Annotated in this window: 22 protein-coding genes and 1 pseudogene; 13 read left to right on the top strand and 10 right to left on the bottom strand. The window is 68.9% G+C overall.

Annotated elements, in window-relative coordinates:
• Positions 1-72: 72 nt before the first annotated feature.
• Positions 73-978, bottom strand: coding sequence for a hypothetical protein (locus ABZX37_RS33465; RefSeq protein ID WP_354746378.1), 906 nt, complete (start codon positions 976-978; stop codon positions 73-75).
• Between the two features lie 633 nt (positions 979-1,611).
• Between ABZX37_RS33465 and ABZX37_RS33460 the strand changes: the two genes are divergently transcribed.
• Positions 1,612-1,806, top strand: a complete 195-nt coding sequence (locus ABZX37_RS33460) for a PspC domain-containing protein (RefSeq protein WP_344288589.1) — start codon at positions 1,612-1,614, stop codon at positions 1,804-1,806.
• 357 nt (positions 1,807-2,163) lie between these two features.
• On the opposite strand, the pseudogene ABZX37_RS33455 reads toward ABZX37_RS33460, so the two are convergent.
• The 4 genes and pseudogenes from ABZX37_RS33455 to corA all read right to left on the bottom strand — a co-directional run.
• Positions 2,164-2,277 (bottom strand): annotated as a pseudogene (locus tag ABZX37_RS33455) (ClpX C4-type zinc finger protein); the annotation flags it as partial.
• Positions 2,278-2,330: 53 nt separating this feature from the next.
• Positions 2,331-3,170 (bottom strand): chromosome partitioning protein ParB, encoded by an 840-nt coding sequence (locus tag ABZX37_RS33450; RefSeq protein WP_354746376.1) that lies wholly within the window; start codon positions 3,168-3,170, stop codon positions 2,331-2,333.
• Positions 3,167-3,820, bottom strand: coding sequence for a metallophosphoesterase (locus ABZX37_RS33445; protein ID WP_354746374.1), 654 nt, complete (start codon positions 3,818-3,820; stop codon positions 3,167-3,169). Before ABZX37_RS33445 ends, ABZX37_RS33450 begins: the two co-directional genes overlap by 4 nt.
• A 196-nt stretch (positions 3,821-4,016) precedes the next feature.
• Positions 4,017-5,105, bottom strand: coding sequence for a magnesium/cobalt transporter CorA (gene corA, locus ABZX37_RS33440; RefSeq protein WP_354746372.1), 1,089 nt, complete (start codon positions 5,103-5,105; stop codon positions 4,017-4,019).
• Between the two features lie 327 nt (positions 5,106-5,432).
• Here corA and ABZX37_RS33435 point away from each other — a divergent pair, with 327 nt between their 5' ends.
• The gene (locus ABZX37_RS33435; RefSeq protein ID WP_037815874.1) at positions 5,433-5,936 is read left to right on the top strand and encodes a MaoC family dehydratase; all 504 of its coding nucleotides are present in this window, start codon (positions 5,433-5,435) and stop codon (positions 5,934-5,936) included.
• Positions 5,937-5,962: 26 nt separating this feature from the next.
• Positions 5,963-7,081 carry a DUF2332 domain-containing protein gene (locus ABZX37_RS33430; protein WP_354746370.1) on the top strand — a complete coding sequence of 373 codons (1,119 nt, stop codon included), beginning with the start codon at positions 5,963-5,965 and terminating at the stop codon, positions 7,079-7,081.
• Between the two features lie 281 nt (positions 7,082-7,362).
• On the opposite strand, the gene ABZX37_RS33425 is transcribed toward ABZX37_RS33430, so the two are convergent.
• Positions 7,363-7,764: an NUDIX hydrolase gene (locus tag ABZX37_RS33425; RefSeq protein ID WP_354746368.1), complete on the bottom strand. Its 402-nt coding sequence runs from the start codon at positions 7,762-7,764 to the stop codon at positions 7,363-7,365.
• Between the two features lie 167 nt (positions 7,765-7,931).
• Here ABZX37_RS33425 and ABZX37_RS33420 point away from each other — a divergent pair, with 167 nt between their 5' ends.
• The 6 genes from ABZX37_RS33420 to ABZX37_RS33395 all read left to right on the top strand — a co-directional run bounded on the left by ABZX37_RS33420 (position 7,932) and on the right by ABZX37_RS33395 (position 12,587).
• Entirely contained in the window at positions 7,932-8,117 is a 186-nt protein-coding gene (locus ABZX37_RS33420; RefSeq protein ID WP_037815868.1) for a hypothetical protein, read from the top strand.
• A 22-nt stretch (positions 8,118-8,139) separates the two neighbouring features.
• Entirely contained in the window at positions 8,140-8,700 is a 561-nt protein-coding gene (locus tag ABZX37_RS33415; protein WP_009072960.1) for a PH domain-containing protein, read from the top strand.
• 65 nt (positions 8,701-8,765) lie between these two features.
• Positions 8,766-9,629 carry a PHP domain-containing protein gene (locus ABZX37_RS33410; protein ID WP_354746366.1) on the top strand — a complete coding sequence of 288 codons (864 nt, stop codon included), beginning with the start codon at positions 8,766-8,768 and terminating at the stop codon, positions 9,627-9,629.
• 1 nt (position 9,630) lies between these two features.
• On the top strand, positions 9,631-10,260 hold the full coding sequence (locus ABZX37_RS33405) for a MarC family protein (protein WP_344288575.1): 630 nt from the start codon (positions 9,631-9,633) through the stop codon (positions 10,258-10,260).
• Positions 10,261-10,342: 82 nt separating this feature from the next.
• Positions 10,343-11,191 carry a PD-(D/E)XK nuclease family protein gene (locus tag ABZX37_RS33400; RefSeq protein ID WP_354746386.1) on the top strand — a complete coding sequence of 283 codons (849 nt, stop codon included), beginning with the start codon at positions 10,343-10,345 and terminating at the stop codon, positions 11,189-11,191.
• 187 nt (positions 11,192-11,378) lie between these two features.
• Positions 11,379-12,587: a hypothetical protein gene (locus ABZX37_RS33395; RefSeq protein WP_354746364.1), complete on the top strand. Its 1,209-nt coding sequence runs from the start codon at positions 11,379-11,381 to the stop codon at positions 12,585-12,587.
• A 4-nt stretch (positions 12,588-12,591) separates the two neighbouring features.
• Here the strand turns inward: ABZX37_RS33395 and ABZX37_RS33390 are convergent, their stop codons facing one another.
• Both ABZX37_RS33390 and ABZX37_RS33385 read right to left on the bottom strand, forming a co-directional pair.
• Positions 12,592-13,770 carry a hypothetical protein gene (locus tag ABZX37_RS33390; RefSeq protein ID WP_354746362.1) on the bottom strand — a complete coding sequence of 393 codons (1,179 nt, stop codon included), beginning with the start codon at positions 13,768-13,770 and terminating at the stop codon, positions 12,592-12,594.
• 939 nt (positions 13,771-14,709) lie between these two features.
• The gene (locus ABZX37_RS33385) at positions 14,710-16,332 is read right to left on the bottom strand and encodes a DEAD/DEAH box helicase (RefSeq protein WP_354746384.1); all 1,623 of its coding nucleotides are present in this window, start codon (positions 16,330-16,332) and stop codon (positions 14,710-14,712) included.
• A gap of 525 nt (positions 16,333-16,857) precedes the next feature.
• Here ABZX37_RS33385 and ABZX37_RS33380 point away from each other — a divergent pair.
• Both ABZX37_RS33380 and ABZX37_RS33375 read left to right on the top strand, forming a co-directional pair.
• On the top strand, positions 16,858-17,526 hold the full coding sequence (locus tag ABZX37_RS33380) for a ferritin-like fold-containing protein (protein WP_354746382.1): 669 nt from the start codon (positions 16,858-16,860) through the stop codon (positions 17,524-17,526).
• Between the two features lie 103 nt (positions 17,527-17,629).
• Positions 17,630-17,860: a DUF3107 domain-containing protein gene (locus ABZX37_RS33375; protein WP_009072973.1), complete on the top strand. Its 231-nt coding sequence runs from the start codon at positions 17,630-17,632 to the stop codon at positions 17,858-17,860.
• Between the two features lie 72 nt (positions 17,861-17,932).
• Here ABZX37_RS33375 and ABZX37_RS33370 read toward each other — a convergent pair whose 3' ends face one another.
• A complete protein-coding gene (locus ABZX37_RS33370) occupies positions 17,933-18,253 on the bottom strand; it encodes a DUF4873 domain-containing protein (RefSeq protein ID WP_354746360.1) in 321 nt (106 codons plus the stop codon).
• Between the two features lie 14 nt (positions 18,254-18,267).
• Entirely contained in the window at positions 18,268-19,047 is a 780-nt protein-coding gene (locus ABZX37_RS33365; RefSeq protein ID WP_354746358.1) for a TetR/AcrR family transcriptional regulator, read from the bottom strand.
• A 101-nt stretch (positions 19,048-19,148) separates the two neighbouring features.
• On the opposite strand from ABZX37_RS33365, the gene ABZX37_RS33360 reads away from it, so the two are divergent.
• Both ABZX37_RS33360 and ABZX37_RS33355 read left to right on the top strand, forming a co-directional pair.
• The gene (locus ABZX37_RS33360; protein ID WP_354746356.1) at positions 19,149-20,057 is read left to right on the top strand and encodes a diiron oxygenase; all 909 of its coding nucleotides are present in this window, start codon (positions 19,149-19,151) and stop codon (positions 20,055-20,057) included.
• The gene (locus tag ABZX37_RS33355; protein ID WP_354746354.1) at positions 20,054-20,956 is read left to right on the top strand and encodes an alpha/beta hydrolase; all 903 of its coding nucleotides are present in this window, start codon (positions 20,054-20,056) and stop codon (positions 20,954-20,956) included. Before ABZX37_RS33360 ends, ABZX37_RS33355 begins: the two co-directional genes overlap by 4 nt.
• Positions 20,957-21,087 lie beyond the last annotated feature (131 nt).

The raw sequence follows: 21,087 nt of genomic DNA, 5'->3' as shown, positions 1-21,087 counted from the left end.
CCGACTGAGCTGACGGTCCGTGAAGGGCTCCTTGAAGGAATCAGATTCCTTCAAGGAGCCCTTCACGGACGTTTAGGGGATCCGCGAGAAGATCGTCGCGGCAGCGGTGCGCGCGGCCGGGCAAGCCGCCTCGCCGCCCGCACCGCTGGTGTCGACCACACTCACCGTCGCCTGCTCCGCGCGTCCCGCCGTGGCCGGGGAGGGCTGCACCGTCCGGACCCGGCAGAACGCGCCGTCGGCGGCCACCCGCGCCATCCGGTTGCCGAGCGTTTCCGACGGTCCCGCCGGAGCTTGGCGCACCACCGCGAACTCCAGGCTCACCTTGTCGAGAATGCAGGAATGCCCGGCGATCCCGGCCGTCGCGTCGCCGCCCTGCGCCCCGGACGCGCTGAGGATCGCGCAGGAATCCACCCGCCCCCAGGACCGGTCTGGCAACTGCGGATGCCGCACCCGGTTGCCGGTGACCGCGTCGAGCACCCCGCCGACGATGTCGTCCGCCGCGCCGCACCGGTCCTCCGCACTGCCGCGATCGTCCCCGTCGGTGATGGAGACGGCCAGCCGGACCCCGTCGGCGAACGTGATCGCCCGCCCGCACGACCGTTCGGGCACGAAACCGGCCTGCTGCACGGAAACGCCGTCCGGCACCTTGCCCGCGTAGTCGTAGGCCTTGAGGTTGGGATCGCGATCGGCCGCGAGCGGCCCGACCGTGACCGTCCGGGGCCGCCCAGCCTGGACGAAGTCCGCCTGGCAAGCGGTGAACGAGGAATCGGGCGTGTCCGCGGTGGTGTTCTTGAGCCGCTTCGGGTCGAGGAGGCTGCAGTAATCGAGCGTGGCGAAGTCCCCGAGCGCCGCGATCGCGGTGAGCGGCACCGGCGTGGACTGCGCCTGCTCCGCCGGGGCAGACTCCGCGGAACATCCGACGCTCGCGGCGAGAAGCACCGAACAGCCGACCGCGAGGACTCCGAGTGGGTTACGCACGGGGTGCAGTATCACCGTGAGTGGCGAAAAATCCAGCCCCCGCCGGGAAATCCCACACTTCGCTGAGTCATCACCGCTGGTGGGGGAGGTTCTGGGCGGGCAAATGGGGGAGCGGGTTTCGGCGGACAGGCTCGGTGGTCTGGCTCGTCGGTTGTCGGGTGGCGCGCTCGGGTGGGGAGGGTGCGTGGGGTTGTTGGCCGGTATTCGGTCGGCGGGTGGGTTGCCAGCGGGCACCTGGGCCGATCCGGCGAGTGGGTTGCCCTGCCGGTCGGTGGCGAGTGACCGGGTTGCGGTCGGCCGACCGGGCGATACGCGGATTCCACGCCGCGCGGCTTTGCCCGGGCGGTGTCCGCCGCGTCCCAATGTGGCATTGGGTGCATCTGACGCACCGAACGCCACATTGGGTGCATCTGACGCACCCAATGTGGCGTTGGGGCGTCGGCTGCCGCGCGCGACCCGCCCTCGATTCCTGCCCCAAGGAGAGTGTTGAGCTGCGAGTTCCCGCCCCGACCCCGATTCCTCCCCGGTACCGGACCCCATCCCCTTAGGGGTCCGGATCGTCCCGCGGAGCGATGTGCCCCGGCCCCGCACGTGGTGACATAGAGGTACGAACCCAAACGGGAGGGGAACACGATGACCGCACCTGTCACCCACCGGCTGAGCCGGCCGCGAGAGGGGCGCATGATCGGCGGCGTCTGCGCCGGGCTCGCCCGTCGCTTCGGGACCACGCCGGGCAAGATCCGGGTGCTCGCGCTGGTCTCCTGCCTGCTGCCGGGGCCGCAGTTCATCGGGTACCTGATCCTGTGGGCCATCATCCCCAGCGACTGACCTGCCGAGCGAGCTGTCTGAGGGGGCGGCCGCACGCGACGACTGAGCGGCCCGGACCGGGCCGCCGCCGAACCACTGGGATCGATCGGCCCTCTTCCGCCGCCAAACGGGAGGGGGCCAGTCTCATTTCCGCTCGGCGGAAAACCGCTCCCAGGCCGACTGCCGCGTCACGCCCAGCGCCTCGCCGATCCGCGCCCACGCCACCCCGCGCGTCCGCAGCAGATCCACCTGCTCCTGGATCCGCGCGTCCGTCTGCGCGCTGACCTTCGCCATCCGCGGGATGCTCTCCAGGATTTCCTCGTCCGATTTCCGCTCCCACAGCGTCACCTCGGGCGTCCCGGGTTCGTGCTCCCCGGCCAGGATCTGGCCGCACAATCCGACGCAGCCGTCGCAGATGTAGACGCCGGATCCGGCGATCAGTTTGGCCACCTCGTCGGCCGGTTTCAGGCAGAACGAGCAGTACGAAGTCATCGCAACCTCCTGGTGTCAGGATCAGCCTGACACGTCAGGAGGCGCCTGACAAGTCACTGCTGGGAACGCAGCGTTTCGATGACCTCCTCGTCCCAGCGGTGCGTCCGGATCAGCCGGTACCGCTCGCAGGCGACCCACAGGTAAGCCTCGGCCTCGGTGCGGTCGCCGATCAGGTCGGCTTGCCGCAGCATCGCCACCACCGGCGTGAATTCCTCGTCGAACCAGCGCTGAGCGACAGTCGCGCGGTCGGTGAACCGGCCCTCGTCTTGCATGAGCCGGAAGCCCCACGCCTCGACGTGTTCGCCGAGTTGCGCGTAGTTCCAAGGATCCGTCATCAGCACCGAAGCGCGGGCATGGCCGGACAGCGGGACTCGTTCCAGGAACAGCCGCCGGTAGTCCTTCACGATCAGGTCGCCGCGATACCGGATCCCGCTCGGGTCCAGTTTGGTGCGCACGGCTATCACCGACGCTTCTATTGTGGACAGTCCCTGCGCCAGTGCGACCGAAACCCGGTGGTGGCCATCGATAATGAAGTGCAGTTCGCCGATGCGGTACACCTCGATCGGTGGGATAGCCTCGCCGCGGCGGGAGGCCAGCGCGAGTCGTTCCCAGCGTTGCCGGACGCGGGCGGAAGTGGGACGGAAGCGGCGGTCGAAATCGCGGCTGCGGTCGACGGTGCCGATGATCGAGTCCAAAGTGATCACTCGCGTCCCGATCCGCGCTTCGCTGACGTAACCGAGCGCCTGCACCACTTCGTGGAACGGAAGCATGATGTTGACGTCGTCGGGTTCCCGGCGCAGCCACGTGGAAAGCCGGGACAGCACTTGCCGCCGCCGGGCTCGCAGGAAGTCGTTTTCGGCGTCAGCGCGCGGGAAACCGGTCGGTCGGGTCATCGCGGGAACTCCATCACCTGATAGCCCACCACATTGCGGATCCGGGTGCGGCCGGCCACGCGGTCGGGCGCCGATTCGCCGTGCGGATGGATGTGTCCGTGCAGCAGCCAGCGCGGCCGCAGGGTTTCGATCGTGCGGTGCAGACAGGTGAAACCTTGGTGCGGCGGATCTTCGCGGTCGCCGAGATTCCGCGGCGGCGAATGCGTCAGCAGAATGTCGATTCCGTTGCCGTCGCGCCATTTCCGCCACCGGAAACGCCGCTCCAGTCGCCGGGCCCGGCGTGCCTGCTGGCGTTGCGTCCATTGATTCGGGCCGTCGCGGTAGCGGATCGAACCGCCGAGCCCGGCGATGCGCAGTCCGGCGACGTCGACGATGCGGCCGTCGGCGTTGATTCCGCCGGCGGGGCCGGGCCATTCGGTCGGGAAACCGTCCTTCATGGACAGTCCGCCGTAGCGGGTGAAGCCGCTCAGGTCCGGATCGTGATTGCCCGGAACGAACACGCACGGCACGTCGAGCATGCCGGCGAGGAACTCGAGATATGCGAACGGCAGATCGCCGGCGGCGACGACGAGGTCGACCCGCAGCGAGCGGACCGCGGGGGTCCACAGCCGCTCGTCGGCCTCGTCGGCCACCACCAGCGCTTTCGGCATGCGCCAAGGTTACGGCGCACGCGGCGTCACTTCATGCCGTGCGCGAACCCGGGGTTGAGCGCGATCATCGCGACGATGCCGACGATCCACATGAGGCACAGGGCCAGGGCCCAGAACTTGAGGTTGGACAGCAACCGGGACATGACGAGACAAACCTCCTGCTACCGGGTGAAGAAACGGGGACCGCGAGGGGCGGCTACAACCAGCCGTTCTTCCGGAATATTCGGTACAGCAGCAGACAGATCGCGAGAATGATCGTGACCACGATCGGATAGCCGAACTGCCAGTGCAGTTCGGGCATGTAGTCGAAGTTCATGCCGTAGATGCCCGCGACCATCGTGGGCACCGTGATGATCGCCGCCCACGCGGTGATCTTGCGCATGTCGGTGTTCTGCTGCAGCGAGATCTTCGCGACGGTCGCGTCGACCAGGGTGCTGAGCAGTTCGTCGAACGCCGCGACGCGTTCGGACACCGTCGCGAGGTGGTCGGCGACGTCGCGGAAATACGAGCGGACCTCGTCCGGCACCAGCCGCGTGTAGCCCTCGGCGAGCCGCGACACCGGCGTGGCGAGCGGGACCACCGCGCGCCGCAGTTCGAGCACTTCCCGCTTCATCAGGTAAATCTGCTCGGCGCTCACCGACGAACGCGGCGCGAACACCTGCGCCTCGATCTCGTCGATGTCCGCCTCGATCCGGCTGGTGACCTCCAGGTAGTGGTCGACCACGTGGTCGGCGATCGCGTGCACGACCGCCGCCGCGCCGAGGGCGAGCCGCTCCGGGTCGTCGTCGAGGTCACGGCGCAGCCGGGCGAGGCCGGAGTGGTTGCCGTGCCGGACGGTGATCACGAAATCGCGGCCGAGGAACACCATCAGCTCGCCGGTCTCCACGATCTCGTTCGCCGTGGTCGGCGACTGGTGCTCGACGTAGCGGACTGTCTTCAGCACCAGGAACAGCGTGTCGTCGTAGCGCTCCAGCTTCGGCCGCTGATGCGCCTCCAGCGCGTCCTCGACGGCCAGTTCGTGCAGCCCGAAGGTCTCCGCGATGCCCTGGATCTGGTCGGAATCTGGCTCGTGCAAGCCGATCCAGACGAACCCCGCGTGCCGCTTGCGCACCTCGCGGATCGCCTCGGCGTGCGTCCAGCGCCCGGGCAGCCGCTTGCCGTCGACATACACCGCGCAATCGACGACGTAGGCCGACAGCGGCACCGGGATCGGCCGCTCGAGGCTGGCCTTGGCCCGGTTGTTGCCGCGGCCGCGAAGGCCGCCTAGCGAGGGAATGGCAGGCATGGGTTCTCCTGGGCAGACGTTCGTGGAACACGAAGACGACGGCCAGGCGGACTGGGTCCGTCCGGCGGCACCGTGAGTTCCCGGACGCGGGCCTACCAGGAAGGGAAAAGGCCGGCCGGCGGGGCGGGAACGCACGTACTACTAGGGAGCGGACTATCACCACTGCTCATGGGCGGTTCCTCACCTCCTTTCGGCCGGGGCACGCCAGGGCGTGCGAAGTGGCAGGGGTCGCGTTGACGCGCGATCACCGATGGTCGAGGGTACTCCTCACCACGGATACGTGTCGCACCTGGTTCGGCAGGTGTTACCCGGACAGGAGGCGCAAGCGTGCAATTCGGCCGGTATTACGAGGAGTTCGAGGTCGGCGCGGTCTACAAGCACTGGCCCGGCAAGACCGTCACCGAATACGACGACCATCTGTTCTGCCTGATCACGATGAACCACCACCCGCTGCACCTGGACGCGCACTACGCGGGCGAGACGACCGATTTCGGCAAGAACGTCGTGGTCGGCAACTACATCTACTCGCTGCTGCTCGGCATGTCGGTGCCGGATGTGTCCGGGAAGGCCATCGCCAACCTCGAGGTCGAATCGCTCAAGCACGTGAAGCCGACGTTCCACGGCGACACGATCTACGGCGAGACCGAGGTGCTCGACAAGACCCCTTCGAAGTCCAAGGACGACCGGGGAGTGGTGTATGTCGAGACGCGAGGGTACAAACAGGACGGCACCATCGTGTGCATTTTCCGGCGCAAAGTGATGGTGCCGAAACGGTCTTACGGCGACACCCGCGGCGGCGAACAGCCCGGCCGCCCGACGCCGCACGAGTGATCGATCCGCCGCGAAGAGGAGCACGGGTGGCCATCGCCCTGGAGAAGATCAAGCAGACGCTGCGCAGGTTCGCCGAGACGGAGGCGCGCGGGGTTTCGCCGCTGTACGACCACCTCGCCACGCACGCGGCCGAGGACGACGACGTCGCCGCGCTCCTGACCGACGCCCGCGGCGGCGAAGCGCGCGGCACCTTGCTGTTCGCCGCCGCGCACCGGCTGGTGCAGGCGGATCCGATTCATCCGCTGTCGCGCTATTACCCGTCGGTCGGCGGTTTCGACGGCGTCGACAGCGAGACGTGGCCGTTGTTCCGCTCGTTCCTGCTGGAGCGCGCGGACCAGGCCCGCGAGATCATCTCGACCCGCTACACGCAGACGAACGAGGTGCGCCGCGCCGCGCTGCTGTACCCGGCGGTCGCTGCGGCGGCGAAGGAAGCGGGCGGCAAGATCGCGCTTCTGGAGGTCGGCTGCAGCGCGGGATTGCTGCTGGGGCTCGACCGGTTCGGCTACCGCTATCAGTGCGACGGCGGCGAGCAGCTCACGGCTGGCCCGGCGAAGGCCGCTGTCGGGCTGCACTGCGCGATCGACGTCGCGGCCGGTGCGAAGTTGCCCAAGCTGCCCAAGAAGGTCGCTGTCGCGGCCCGAGCGGGCCTGGACCGGGCTCCGGTGGACCTCTCGGACGAGGACGAGCTGGCGTGGCTGGAGGCGTGCGTCTGGGCCGATCAGGTCGACCGGATCCGGCTGCTGCGGACGGCTGCCGCGGAACAGCGGAAGCACCCGCCGGAGCTGATCGCCGGGGACGCGGTGGACGACCTGGCCTCGGCGGCCGCGCGGTTGCCGGAGGAACTGCCGCTGGTGGTGCTGACGAGCCACGCGCTGGCGTACGTCTGGGACCGGCGGGCGGACTTCGTGGCCGAGCTGGCGCGGCTGTCCTCGGCTCGGCCGGTGTGGTGGGTCAGCCAGGAGTTCTACAAGGCTGGGCTGGAAACGGTGTTGCCCGGGCGGGAAGACCTGTCCTTCGGCGACTCGGCTGAGGGCGAGCCCGCGATGGCGGTGCTGGGGCTGACGACCTGGATAGCCGGGAAGCCCGAGGCCCGCGCGCTGGCCCGGACGGCGCCGCACGGTCAGCGGATGACCTGGCTGGCGTGAGCTGTCTCGTGCGTGGCCAGACCGGTTCTTCCCGGCTTGGCCACGCACGTCGCTTGTCTGCACCCTGCGTAACCTGTGTCACATTCACCCCATCAGTCACACTGCTCCGCGGCGGCCAGGATGCCCGAACCGATGCGCGTCCGGCGATATCGAATACGCGTTCCGCGCATTTTCCGTGCTCATCGCGGACGCTTGAACGATGGGGAAACTTTCCGACAACTCCGCAATCAGTTCCGAATCGCGGACGCGGCCCGGGGCAATGCGTAAATAACCGCTCTGAGTTACGCGGCGGGCAACTCATTCCAGTCACGCAGGGTCACGAGCAGCTGGTCCACTAGGTGGCCCGCTTCGTCCAAATTGACCAGTTCGGCCGAGTTGACCCACCGCGCGTCGGTGGCGTCGTCGCCCGCGGTGAGGATTCCGCCGGTCCACGTGCATTCGTAGTCGTGGATGTCGTAGCTGCCGCGGACGACGGAACCGGCCAATGTGTGCGGTCTCACGTCCAGTCCGGTCTCCTCGCGGAGTTCCCGGACCACCGCTTCGTGGTCCGTTTCGCCCGGTTCCACACGTCCGCCGGGCAGCGACCACTGGCCTTTCCCCGGATCGTTCGCGCGCCGGATGAGCAGGAGTCTGCCCTGGTCGTCGAACACAATGCCGCCGACGCAGCGCTCGAGATGGTCCATGCCGCGAAGGTAGCCGACCCCGGCCGCGCCCCCTAGCGTTCAGGAACCTGTACACGGAGAGTAGCCGTACGGTACACTTCGAGCGCCTGGCTGACCCATGCGCGGGACTTTCCTCCCGCGTGAGTGGTCAGTGCGGTACAACGTAGAAAGTCAGTTTTCCGGGTGTCATGGAAGAGACGGGATTGATCGCTGTGAACGCGAAGAAGCTTGCGGGACTCGTGGGTATCGCGTTGGTGCTGTTCTTCGTGATCGCTCAGCCGGGCCATGCTGCTGGTCTTGTCAGCAACATCGTGGACTTCCTCCGCAGCTCGGCCGAATCGGTGATCACGTTCGTCAGCAACATCTTCCACTGACGGCAGGGGATACCCTCGGACTATGTTCGCGCCACGCGACCCTGACGAGTACCTCCTCGACACCGAGCGGCGGGTCATCCGGATCCGCCGCCACTGGGCGGTGCTCCTCTGGGACACGTTCGAGGCAGCCGCGCTGCTGATCGTGTGCGTGCTGGTGTCGTATCTGCTGCCGCCCTCGATGTGGGTGGTGCAGAACATCCTCTGGTACGTCGCGCTGGCGGTGGTGCTGCGGTTCGCCTACGTGATCATCGAATGGTGGGTCGAACGGCTGGTCGTCACCGACAAACGGTTCGTGATGACCACCGGCGTCTTCACCACCAAGGTGCTGATGATGCCGATCAGCAAGGTCACCGACCTCACCTACCAGCGTTCGGCCTGGGGCCGGATGCTGGGCTACGGCACGATGGTCGTCGAATCGGCGGGTCAGATCCAGGCGCTGAACCGGATCGACTACCTGCCGCGGCCCGAGGAGTTCTACGACACGATCTCCGAGCTCGTGTTCGGCGACAAGCAGAAGCAGGCCGAACGGTTCTCGATGATCAAGGCACAGCGCGCGGCGCGGGGCAAGAAGCCGGTCGGCTGACCCCGGGCGCGTCGGCACTGGTCCCGGCGCCGGGGTGACGCAGCGCATCGTCGAGAATAGGTCCGATGCGCATCGACCTGCACGCCCACTCCACGGCCTCCGACGGTACCGACAGCCCTGCCGAGCTCGTCGGCGCTGCCGCGCGTGCCGGTCTCGACGTCGTCGCGATCACCGACCACGACACCACCGCGGGCTGGGAACCGGCCGCCGCGGCCCTGCCCGCCGGGATGACGCTCGTGCCGGGCGCGGAGCTGTCGACGGTCTCGATCGACCCGGACACCGGCTACGAGATCAGCGTGCACCTGCTCGCGTACCTCTTCGACCCGACCGCGCCCGCGATCGTCGCGGAACAGACGCGGCTGCGCGTCGAACGGCGCACCCGGTTGCGGCGGATGGCCGAGCGCATGGCCGCCGACGGCCTCCCGGTCGACGCCGACGAAATCCTGAGCCTGCTGCCCGAGGACTCGCCCGCGGGACGGCCGCACCTCGCGCAGGCGCTCGTCCGAGCGGGTCTGGTCAGCTCCGTCGACGAGGCTTTCGGCGACTACCTGCACAGTCGCCGCGGCTACTACGTCGCGCGCCGCGACACTCCGGTCGAGGAAGCGATTGACATGGTCACCGCGGCTGGCGGGGTTACCGTGATCGCGCACCCCTTCGCCTTCAGCCGCGGCGCGACGATCAGCGAGGACACCCTGCGCGATCTGACGGCTCGCGGACTGACCGGCGTCGAGGTCAACCATCCCAACCACGATCCGGCGACCCGGGCGCGCACCCGCGAGCTGGCCGACGAGCTGGGACTGCTCCGCACCGGGTCCAGCGATTACCACGGCACGAACAAGACCATCGGGCTCGGCCAGGAAACGACCGAGCCGGACCAGCTGGAGGAATTGGTGGGGCGGGCGACCGGCTTCCCAGTGGTGAAGGGCTGAGATGGCCGTCTCGGATTTCTTCGACGCGAAGCTCTTCATGAGCGCGACGATCACCCTCGTCGTGATCATGGACCCGCCGGGCACGGTGCCGGTGTTCCTGAGCCTGGTCGGCCGCAAACCGATGGCCACGCGGGTGAAAGCGGCCCGGCAGGCGGTGCTGGTGTCGCTCCTGGTCATCTCGCTGTTCGCGGTGGCCGGGCAGGCGATCCTGGCGTATCTCGGCATCGGAATTCCTGCCCTGCAGGGCGCGGGCGGGCTGCTCTTGCTGCTGATCGCGTTGCAGCTGCTCATGGGTAACGCGGGGAGTAACGAGCCCGAAGCGGCTGAGGACGTCAACGTCGCCCTCGTTCCCCTCGGCACGCCGTTGCTGGCCGGTCCTGGTGCGATCGCGGCGACCATCGTGTTCGTCCGCCAGGCCGACGGGCACCTGGGCGCGTACATCGCGCTGGCGCTGGCGATCGTGACCGTGCATTTCGTGCTGTACACCTGCATGCGGTTCTCCGGCGTGGTCATCCGGCTGATCAAGGAAAGCGGCATCACGCTCCTCGCGAAGATCGCCGGCCTCCTGCTCGCCGCGATCGCGGTCGAGCTGGTCGCGAATTCGGTGCAGGGCTTCATCGCCGGCGGCTAGCCCGCGCCGGGCCCACGCCGGAAAGTGTCGGTGGGGGTGCGTAGCGTGGGCGTCGATGGAAGGGGGCGGCGTGAAAGAACAGATGGGGTTCGACTTCGGCGTCGAGCAACCGCAACGGCTCACCAAGGTGTCGCCGGCGCGGCTGAGCACCTTTGACGATTGCCCGCGCCGGTACCGGCTGGCCTATCTCGAACGGCCGACGCCGCAGCGCACCGGACCGTGGGCGCACAGCACGCTGGGTGCGGTGGTGCACAACGCGTTGCGGGCGCTTTTCGACCTGCCAGTGGCGAAACGGACGCCGCAGCGCGGGATCGCGCTGGTGTCGGAGCACTGGAAGGACGCCGGTTTCGCCGACGACGACCAGGCCGCGCGTTACCGAGCGCGGGCGAAGGGCTGGGTCGCGGAGTACGTGGAGGACAACGACGTCAGCGACGATCCCGTGGGATTGGAACGCTGGGTCTCCGCCCCGGTCAGCACAACCGGCGGCCGTCCCACGATGATCATCGAAGGCAGGGCCGACCGCATCGACCAGCGCGGCGGCGAACTGGTGATCGTGGACTACAAAACCGGCCGCCGAGCCCCCGACGAACACGAGGCCCGGGCTTCCCAAGCGTTGGCCATGTACGCGGTAGCCGCGACGCGCACTTTGCGCATGCCGTGCACGAAGGTCGAGTTGCACCATTTGCCGTCCGGCACGATCGCCGCGGCGGAACACACCCCGGAAACCTTGAAGCGGCACCTGGAACGCGCCGAGGAGACCGCCGGGGATTTGCGGCTGGCAGCAGATACCCTGGACGCGGGCGGTGATGGAGACACGCTGTTCCCCGCCCGCCCCGACCGCCGCTGCGCATGGTGCGACTTCCGCCCGAGCTGCGTGGCGGGACAGCAGACCGCTCCTGCCGCGCAACCGTGGGATTTGCTTGCGCCGTAGGGATTTCCCGAGACGTGGATGGGACCCGAGAATCGTGGCGTCACCGGAGATCGAGAAAACCGCTCGCCGCGAGCCGGCTGGTTCCGGGTCCGGGCCGACCGGGGCGCGAGCCGGTGGCGCGCGGGGGCGCGGTGCTGCTGGCGACGGGTTGGGGCTTCGCGGGGCAGCGAGGAAGGATTTTGCTGCTGTGACAACGGATCTTGCCGCCGAACATGGCGGGATTCGCGACGGACGTCGTGCTGAGGACGCCGGTGCGCACGCGGGAAACGGCCGCGCGAACAGCGATGACACGGACGTGCGCGATACCGCGTTGCTGAAGGGCGATGGTGTCGGTGTGCGCGATACCGCGATGTCGGACGGCGGCTGTGCGGACGGCGATGGCATGGACGCGCGCGGCATCGCGTTGCTGAATGGCGATGGTGCCGGTGTGCGTGGTGGCGCGGCCTTGGACGGCGGTCGTGCGGACGGCGATGGCGCGGATGCAAGCGACACCGGGATGCTGAACGGTGCCGGTGTGCGCGATGGTGCGGCCTTGGACGGCGGTCGTGCGGACGGCGATGGCATGGACGCACGCGACACCGCGTTGCTGAAGGGCGGCGGTGTCGGTGTGCGCGGTGGCGTGATCTCGGACGACGGTCGTGCGATCGAGGACTGCCCTGGGGCTGGTTCTGCGGCGGAGAAGCGCGCAGCAGCGATGTCGCGGGAGGACAACGCTGCGCAGGGTTACGCGGCCGAGGTTATCCATGACTCAACTGCGGCCGAGGATCTCGCACCCGGCGAGAATGCGGTTATGCATGACTCGGCATCGGCTAACGGCGCCGAGGCGGGTGGCGCGGCGGTGGAAGATCTCTCGGCTACCGGTCGTGGCGAGGAACTACGAGAGACGGTGGGCAGTCGTGCGGCGGCGAGGCGCGCGGCTGCGGTTATGCGTGACTCGGCGTCGGCCACCAGCATCGAGGCGAGTCGCGCGGCTGCGGTTATCCATGAAACAGCCGAGCAAGACAGCATGACCGGTGCCGCCGAAGCGTCCGCGGCAACCGAGCGCGCCGAGCCGTCCGCGGAAACCGAGCGCGCCGAGCCGTCAGCGGCAACCGGGCGCGCCGAACCCTCCGCAAAGCCCAAACCACGCGGAAGGTGGTGGCGAGGGTTCACCGGATCCGTCGCCGCTGGAATGGCAGTCCTGGCCGTCGGGGTGCTTGTGGTCGGGGTGTTGTGTCTCGTGAACGGAGCGTCCGGTCCGGGCGCGCTCAAGCTCGTCGGGCATCCGGTGGCCGCGGTGATTGTGCTTGCGTTGCAACGGATCGCCGACCGTCGGGCTGGGAAGGTGGCGGCGTTGGCGGGGGCTGGGGTGCTGGTCGTCGCGGGAGTGGCGTTCGGTGTGTTGTGGTGGTTCTGAGGCGTCAGCGCAGGGCGGCGACAGTCGGGCCGCGTTGTTCCAGCAGTACTGGACCTAGCGCGGTGAGGCGGATCGGGCCCGCGTAGGAGCCGCGGTTGACGCCGACTGTGCGTAGCGTTGCGCCGTTCGTTTCGTTCAGTACGGCCAGGCCGCCGCGGATCGGGACTACCAGTTGGGTCGCGAAGGTGATTCCTGGGCCGAGCGTGCCGTCCAGGGTCCAGCGGGGCGAAAGGTCGTCTCGGGACAGGGCGACGGTTTTTGAGCCGGTGTACCAGTAGATCCCGGCTGCGGTGCGGGTCGTCGCTTCGGTGCCGCCGGCTGGGTCGGTTGCTACGTCCGAGGCGGGGAGGTCCATGGGGTAGGCGGCTTTTTGCGAGCCGTCCGCGCCGTAGACGACGTACAGCTTTTGGTCTGGCAGGAGGACGCCGGTGAGGTCGCCCGACATCGCGATGACCCGAGCCCGCTTGCCTGCGAGCAGGGCGGTGTAGGTGACCTTCGGTTCGTCCTCGTGCTCGGCGGTCGCCTTGTAGACGGTCAGTCGGTCCGTGCGGTCGCCGGGGCAGCGTTCGATCACGCCGATTTTGTCGGCGGCCACTGCTACGGTTCCGTAAGTGCAGTTGGGGCGCGGTTGCTTGTTCGCATTTTGCAGGAACGGGACTTTGCCGTACTCCATGCTCTTCACGAGATCGTCGCGCCACGTGTCGAGGAGATGTTTGCCGGTGGTCGTGACGTGGCTGCCGTCGCTGACCAGGCGGGTGCCCAGCTCGGCGTCGCCGTTGCGCTGAGCGGTGATGCGGCCGGTGGCGGGGTCGAGCTGAGTGACCTCGCTGCAGCCCATCGTCTTGTGGTACACGGCGTTCACGCGGCCCCAGGCAGCGTCCACAGTGCACAGTTGCAGGTTTTCGCGGGTGTAGTGCCAGCGGACCTGCCCGGTGAGCGGGTCGCGGCCGGCGACCTCGCTGCCGTCCGCGGTGGTGACGGTGTCGGACTGTCCGATCGGGATTGGCGTCGCGGAACTCGGGGCCTGCCACAGCTGCGTCATCGACCCGGGCACCGCGGACGGCGGCGACGGGAGGGCGTGCGGCTGATCTGCCAGGGCACGGCTGGTGTGCAGGTTGTCGCTCGTGGCGGCGACGATCGCGACGACCACCGCGACCACGACGACGATCGCGCCCGCGATCATCCGGTCGCGCCCTCGGTTCCACGGCGAGCGCCGGGCTTTCCCTGGCGGCGCAACGGGATTCGCGGCGGATCGGCGGGGGAGGAGAGTTTCGGAACCGTAGGGCTCGGCGGGGGTGCTGGTGACCCCGACGTCCGTGACGCGCGCGATCGGGCCGGTTTGTTCCTCGGGAGTGACCGGCGGGATCGGGGCGTTGGTGCCTGCGTGCCGGGGAGCCGACGTGGGCGGTTCGGCGGAAGCCTGTTCGGTGCCCTGCGCGACCGGGTCCGCGGCCTGCGAGCCGGGCGCGGCTGATGCGGCGAAGGTGTTGCCGGATGCTGGCGTGGCAGAGCTTGCAGCGGCTTCGGCTGGTTCGGCGGAGGCCTGTTCGGCGCCTTGCGCGACAGGGTCCGCTGCGTGCGAGCCGGGAACGGCTGGGGCAGCGGGAGTGTGTCCGGCTGAGCTGCCGGTGGCTGGTGCGGCGGGGCCTGCAGATGTCTCGGCAGCAGTCTTTTCGGCGGCAGCCGAGACAGGATCCGAGGCCTGTGAGCCGGGAACAGCGGAGCCAGCAACGGAAGCGTCGCCGGTGGCTGGCACGGCGGAGCCTGCAGCCGCGTCAGTGTGGCTGCTGGAGGTCGGCGAGGCCGGGTTCGCAGCCGGTGGAGTCGGTTCGGCGGAAGACTTCTCGGCCGAGCCCCCGGGAGTCGGCAGATCTGCGTCCGTGGACGAGGGGTTCGAGGCCCGGTCCGCAGGCACCGTCCCCGCCGACGAATCCCCGTCAGCAGCACCCGAAGCATCCGGCGAAGAACCAGAACCCGCATCCGAGACGTGCGCCCCGGCCGGAAGGTCCGGCCGGGGGCGTTCGTCGGGATTCGCGGGAGTGCCCGCTACGTTCGATCCAGGTTCGGGGGGCGTTTCGCCGTTCCCGTGGTCGTTCACGTAACTGACTCCCCGGTGTGTCGCTCAGTCTGCCGACGCAGGTGTATCAGATGCGGACGGACGGCGGCGACGGCGGCGGCGTGCCGGGCGGTCTCCGGTCTCCCCGGAGTCGGACGTCGTCGCGGGGGTGGCGTTGCCGGTGGACGTCGCCGGGCCGGTCGCGTCGGCACCCGAGCGGGTGCGGCGGCGCGGGGTCCGGGGGCGGTCTTCCTGCTGGTCCGAACCCGACGAGGCGGGTGCGGCGGCGTCAGCGGCTTCGATGGCCGCGGCGGAGCGGGCACCGCCGCGGGTCCGCTTGCGCGGGGCACGGTTGCGCTTGCGCGGGGCCTCTTCCTCCGACGCCGAAGAAGCCGAAGAAGCCGAAGGTCCAGAGGAACCACGACGGCCCCGGCGCTTGCCGCCCAGGTCTTCTTCCTTTTCGGCGGCCAGACCGGCCCGCGTGCGCTTCGACAGCGGCAGGCGGCCCTTCGTGCCCTCGGGGATGCCCAGGTCGCTGAACAGGTGCGGCGACGACGAGTACGTCTCCGCCGGCTCCGCGAGGTCGAGGTTCAGCGTGTCCGAGATCAGCTTCCAGCGCGGTTCCTCGTCCCAGTCGACGAGGGTGACCGCGACGCCCGTGCGGCCCGCGCGACCGGTACGGCCGATGCGGTGCACGTAGGTCTTCTCGTCCTCCGGGCACTGGTAGTTGATCACGTGCGTGACGTCGTCGATGTCGATGCCCCGCGCCGCGACGTCCGTCGCCACCAGTACGTCGACCTTGCCCGAGCGGAACGCGCGCAGCGCCTGCTCACGGGCGCCCTGGCCGAGGTCGCCGTGCACCGCGGCGGCGGCGAAACCGCGCTCGACCAGGTCGTCGGCCACCTTCTGGGCGGTGCGCTTGGTACGGCTGAAGATCATCGTGAGGCCGCGGCCCTCGGCCTGCAGCGCCCGCGCGATCAGCTCGGTCTTGTCCATCGAGTGCGCCCGGTAGACGAACTGCGAGGTGCGCTCGTGGATCGCGCCGGCGTCGTTCTCCTCGGCCCGGATGTGCGTGGGCTGGTTCAGGAACGTCCGCGCGAGCGTGATGATCGGGCCCGGCATCGTGGCGGAGAACAGCATCGTCTGCCGCTCGTCCGGCACCATCCGGAGGATCCGCTCGATGTCCGGCAGGAAGCCGAGGTCCAGCATTTCGTCGGCCTCGTCGAGGACGAGCCCGCGGATCTTGCCCAGCACCAGGTGCTGCTGCTCGGCGAGGTCGAGGAGCCGCCCGGGCGTGCCGATGACGACGTCGACGCCCTTGCGCAGCGCCTCGATCTGCGGCTCGTACGGCCGTCCGCCGTAGATCGCCAGCGTGCGGATGCCGAGGTGCTTCCCGGCGCCCTTCAGGTCGTTCGCGACCTGGATGCACAGTTCGCGCGTGGGCACCACGACCAGCACCTGCGGGGTGCCGTCGCCGGGCACCTCGACGCGGTGCAGCAGCGGGACGCCGAAGCCGAGCGTCTTGCCCATGCCGGTGCGGGCCTGGCCGATGAGGTCGTCGCCGGCCATGGCGAGCGGCAGGGTCAGCGCCTGGATGGCGAAGGTGCGCTCGATTCCGGCTTCGCCGAGCGCTTGGACAATTTCGGGTTTCACACCGAACGACGCGAACGTCGGCGACTCCTCGGTCACCGGGGCACCGGCCTGCAGCGGGTGCGACGTGTCCAGCGCGGCCGGTCCGTTTTCGCTGTGCTCGAGGGCGACAGCGGCGGTGGCCTGCGCGGTTTCGGTCTGTTCGGTTGTGGACTGTTCTGCGGTCAGGGTGATCGCCTCTCTCGTGACCAGCGCGCACAGGCCGGTTGTCACTCGACACTCGACCGGGGGCCTGACTCGCACCTGAGGCCTCGTCTGCTGGAGGCCAGTGGTGCCGGAGCCGCCCTCCCGGGAATGCCGCTAGGAGGCGTGCACGCACACTTGCGGTGAACTCCGGTCGCTCTGGTGGCGCCAGCCGTTCGCCTGGTTCCCGCCGCTCCCGGGACCCTCGAAAATCGCGGTCCGGCGCGGCGAAGCTCTGTTTATCCGTCCGCAGTGTACCTGGTCAGGTGTTTTCCGGGGAATACCGGGAGCGGCGGCGCGGCGTGGGATCGGTCTCTTCGCGGCGCGGGCCTGCGGTTCGGCGATACCCTCGTCGCCGTGACCGACCCCGCCGAAGCCGCTGTGTCCCCAGTGCCCGCCGCATCTCCGCCCGCGATCAGCGAAGGCGTCGTCGACCTGCTCGGCGTGATCGCCTACCTGGAGCTCTCCGCGTTCGACCGGATGGCCGAGGACGCCCGCAGCGCGCCGACGCTCGCCGGGCGCGCCGCGCTCGCCTCGATGGCGGCCGCCGAGATCGGGCACCTCGATCTGCTGACGAAGCATCTGGCCGCGAACGGCGTCGCGGTCGAGGACGCGATGGCCCCGTTCGTGTCGCAAGTGGACGCGTGGCACGGCTCCACCCGGCCTAAGTCGTGGCTGGAGTCGCTGGTCAAGGCGTATGTCGGGGACGGGCTCGCGGCGGATCTCTACCGCGAGATCGCGAGCTGGCTCGACGCCGAGACCAAGGACCTGGTGCTGACCGTGCTCGCCGACACCGGGCACTCGGCGTTCGCCGAGCGCGAAGTCGCGGCCGGGATCAAGGCCGATCCGAAGGCCCGCGACAAGCTCGCGCTGTGGGGGCGGCGGCTGCTCGGCGAGGCTCTCACCCAGGCGCAATACGTGGTGGCCGAGCGCGATGGCCTGGCCGAACTGATCGTCGCGGGCTCCGGCGATCTCGCGGGAATCGGCGCGCTGTTCCGCCGGTTGCAGCAAGGGCACACCAAGCGCATGCAGGCGCTGGGGCTGGGCTGAGCGAGTGGTCGCGAATCACCTGCTGGTCGCACGCCACCGGGGCGGCCCGCTTCGGTTAGCCTTGCCGGGCGTAGTCACAACGAGTTTTCAGCGGAGGTCCCACGTGGAGGTCAAGATCGGCATCAAGGACACGCCGCGCGAGCTGGTGGTGTCCAGTGGCCAGACTCCCGAAGAGGTGGAGAAGCTGGTCGCCGAGGCGCTGACGGCCGGTGACGGGCTCTTCCGCCTCAACGACGAGAAGGGCCGCAAGTACCTGGTCCCGTCCGACCGCATCGCGTACGTCGAGATCGCCCCGTCCGACGTCCGCAAGGTCGGGTTCGGCGTCGGCGACTGAGCCCAGCCGTACACGCGAAAGGCCGCCCCGGAAACACCTTCCGGGGCGGCCTTTTTGCACGATGCCGCCTGGTCAGGCAGTCGCTTCTTCGACCTCGGCCAGCGTCTTCGGGACCGCGAACGGCGGCGTGGACGTGCCGGTGAGCCGGTAGCGGCCCCAGGGGTCCGGATCGGACAGCTCGCCCTCGGCGGTGTGCTCGCCGACCCGCACCTCGCACGCCTTCTTGCGCCCGCCGACCGTCTCGGCCAGCTTCGGGTCCGCGGCGACGCGGCCGTACCAGTGGTAATACCCGTCGATCGGCTGGAAATAGCCGCGCAGATCGACGTCCGCGGTGATTTCCGTGCCGTCGACGACCAGCGTCGCCGAGCCCGTGTAGCCGTCTTCGTCGCTCATCCGGGGTCCTCTCGTCAGCCTGCGTCGCTGTCCGCGTCTTCTTCGGTGCGTCCGAGCTGGACGACCTTGTTCTCCTCGAGCGGCAGGTTCGGGTCGATCACCACGCCCTGCTGGCGGGTGAGCCCGTCGATCGCCGCCCAGATGATCTGGGTGAGGTACTCGACCACCGAATCGCGGCCCATCGAGCGCCGGTCCAGCCACCATTCGCCGGTGCTCTGGACCATGCCGACGATCCCGTGCGCCCACGGTTCGGCCGCGCCGGAGTCCATGTTGAACATCCGCATGTAGTCGCCGAGCAGCGCGGTCAGCGCGGTCGCGATGACCTCTTTGTCCTCCGCGACGACGTCCGAATCGGTGGTTTTGCCCGGCAGCCCGCCGTGTGCCAGCAAGCGGTACAGGTTCGGGTGTTCCTCGATGACGCCGAAGAACGAATCGAGCGCCATCCGGATCCGCGGCACCGGCGCGAGCTCCGCGTTGATCGCCGGGATGAGCCGTTCGAAAAGGATTTCCGTGCCGCGCTGGCCGAGCGCGACGTACAGGTCGGCCTTGTCCTCGAAATGCCGGTACAGCACGGGTTTCGTGACGCCTGCTTCCGCGGCGACGTCCTCCATGCCGAGGTCTGGACCGTGCGCGTCGAGCGCGCGCAGAGCCGCTTCGACGAACTCCGCGCGGCGGGCGATGCGGTGCTTGCGCCAGCGATCGCGGCGGGCGTCACCAGTGCTCGTTTCGGTGTCGGCTGCCTGCTTGCCGGACTGCTTGCTGGAGCGCTTGACACGTTCGATCACGCCGGTCATGCTACCAGAGGTAACTGTTACCGCAGGTTACATGTTCTGCGGGGGCAGCGGGACGCGGCTTCTCGATTCAACGGCGAGTCAGGCGCTGGAAGGGGCTGATGATGACGCGGACGCTCAAGGTGACCGACCGGGAGGCGACGGCTCAGCGGTTGCTGAAGTCGGCGGCGAACAAGTTCTACGACCCGGACGTCGACATCGACTGGGACGCGCCGCTGGTGGAGGGCAAGCGGTACATCCTGCCGGAGCGCTCGTCGCTCTACGGCACCCCGCTGTGGGACCGGCTGAGCCCGGAGCAGCGGATCGAGCTGGGCAAACACGAGATGGCCAGCATCGCGACCACCGGGCTGTGGTTCGAAATCCTCTTGATGCAGATGCTGCTCAAGGAGGTCTACGCCCAGGACCCGACGACGGCGCACGCGCAGTTCGCGCTCACCGAGATCGCCGACGAATGCCGGCACTCCACGATGTTCGCGCGGATGTCCGCGCGGATCGGCTGCCCGACCTACGGTCCGGTGCCGGTGCTGCGGCAGTTCGCGAAGCTGATGCCGACCATCTCCTACGGCCCGGCGCGCTACGGCGCGATCCTGGTCGCCGAGGAGGTGCTCGACCGGCTGCAGCGCGAGCAGATGAACGACGAGGAGATCCAGCCGCTGGTCCGGATGGTGAACCGGATCCACGTGCTGGAGGAGGCGCGGCACGTCACCTTCGCGCGTGAGGAAGTCACTCGCGGGATGGCGAAGCTCGGCCGCGCGGAGGTCGCCTACCAGCAGTTCAGCATCGCGCTGATCTCGTACTTCGTGACGCGGGCGTTCATCAACCCGAACGTCTACAAGGCGGTCGGGATCCGGCCGCGCGAGGGCGTCGAGACGGCGCTGAACAACCCGCATTGGCGCGCGACGATCGCGTGGGCGGGGGAGAAGATCATGCCGTTCCTGCAGGAGTCCGGTCTGGTCGGGTTGCCAGGGAAACCGTTCTGGCGCAAGTCTTTCCTGCTTCCGGAGGGCAAGTGACTACCGTCGAGCGGCTGCGCAATCCGGCGCGGGAACATCGGTTCGTGACCAGCGACGGCTGTGCGCTGCACGTTGAATCGAGCGGCCCGGCCGACGCCGCGGTGACGCTGGTTTTGGTGCACGGCTGGACGCAGGACCACCGCACGTGGGACGGCGTCATGGACCACCTCGGCCCTGGCGTCCGGACGCTGCGCTACGACCTGCGCGGGCACGGCGGTTCCGCGGCCGCCACCAAGGAAACCGGGACGATTCCGCGACTGGCCGACGATCTGGCCGAGCTGATCGCCGCTCGCGTGCCGTCGGGTCCGCTGGTGCTCGCCGGGCATTCGATGGGCGGCATGACCATCATGGCGCTGGCCGAGCGGCATCCCGAACTGGTCCGCGACCGGGTCGTCGGGACGGCGTTCGTGGCGACGTCGTCGGGGCAGATGGACCGGATCACGTTGGGGCTGCCCGGAATGGCGGGCCAGTTCTCCGCGCGGTTCGAACGACGGCTGGCGAAAGCGTTGTCGCACCGCAAGGGCGAGCGGCTGCCGCTGAGCCCGACAATGGTGCGTTCGGGCGCGCGGTTCCTCGTTTTCGGCGACCACCCGCGCCGCGCGGACCTTCGGCTCGTCGCGGATCAGCTGTTGTGCGCGCATCCGGCGAGCCTCGGCGCGTTCCAGGACGCGATTTCGACGCATGACCGCCGCGTCGCGCTGGCGGCTTTGCGCGGTACCCCGTCCGTGGTGCTGGCGGGGGAGAAGGACCGGCTTTGTCCGCTTCCGCACGCGAAAGTGATCGCGGACGAACTGCCGGACGCGGAGTTTGTCCGCTTCCCCGGGGCCGGGCACATGCTGCCGCAGGAGCGGGCGGGCGAGGTCGCGACGCGAATCGGGGCCTTGCTGCGGGTCTCGTGAGTGTTTTTGCCGATGAGAACCGGCATAAACACTCACGAGAGCCACGCATTCGTAACCGTGCGCGTTCACTCCTTTAGTGCTCGTACCTGACTGTCGGCTGTTCCCGGCCGCCCGGCGATGTCACGCTGGGT

It is taken from the genome of Amycolatopsis sp. NPDC004079, from assembly GCF_040610415.1.
Lineage (GTDB): Bacteria > Actinomycetota > Actinomycetes > Mycobacteriales > Pseudonocardiaceae > Amycolatopsis > Amycolatopsis halotolerans.
This window is presented reverse-complemented; position numbering and strand designations above follow the sequence as displayed.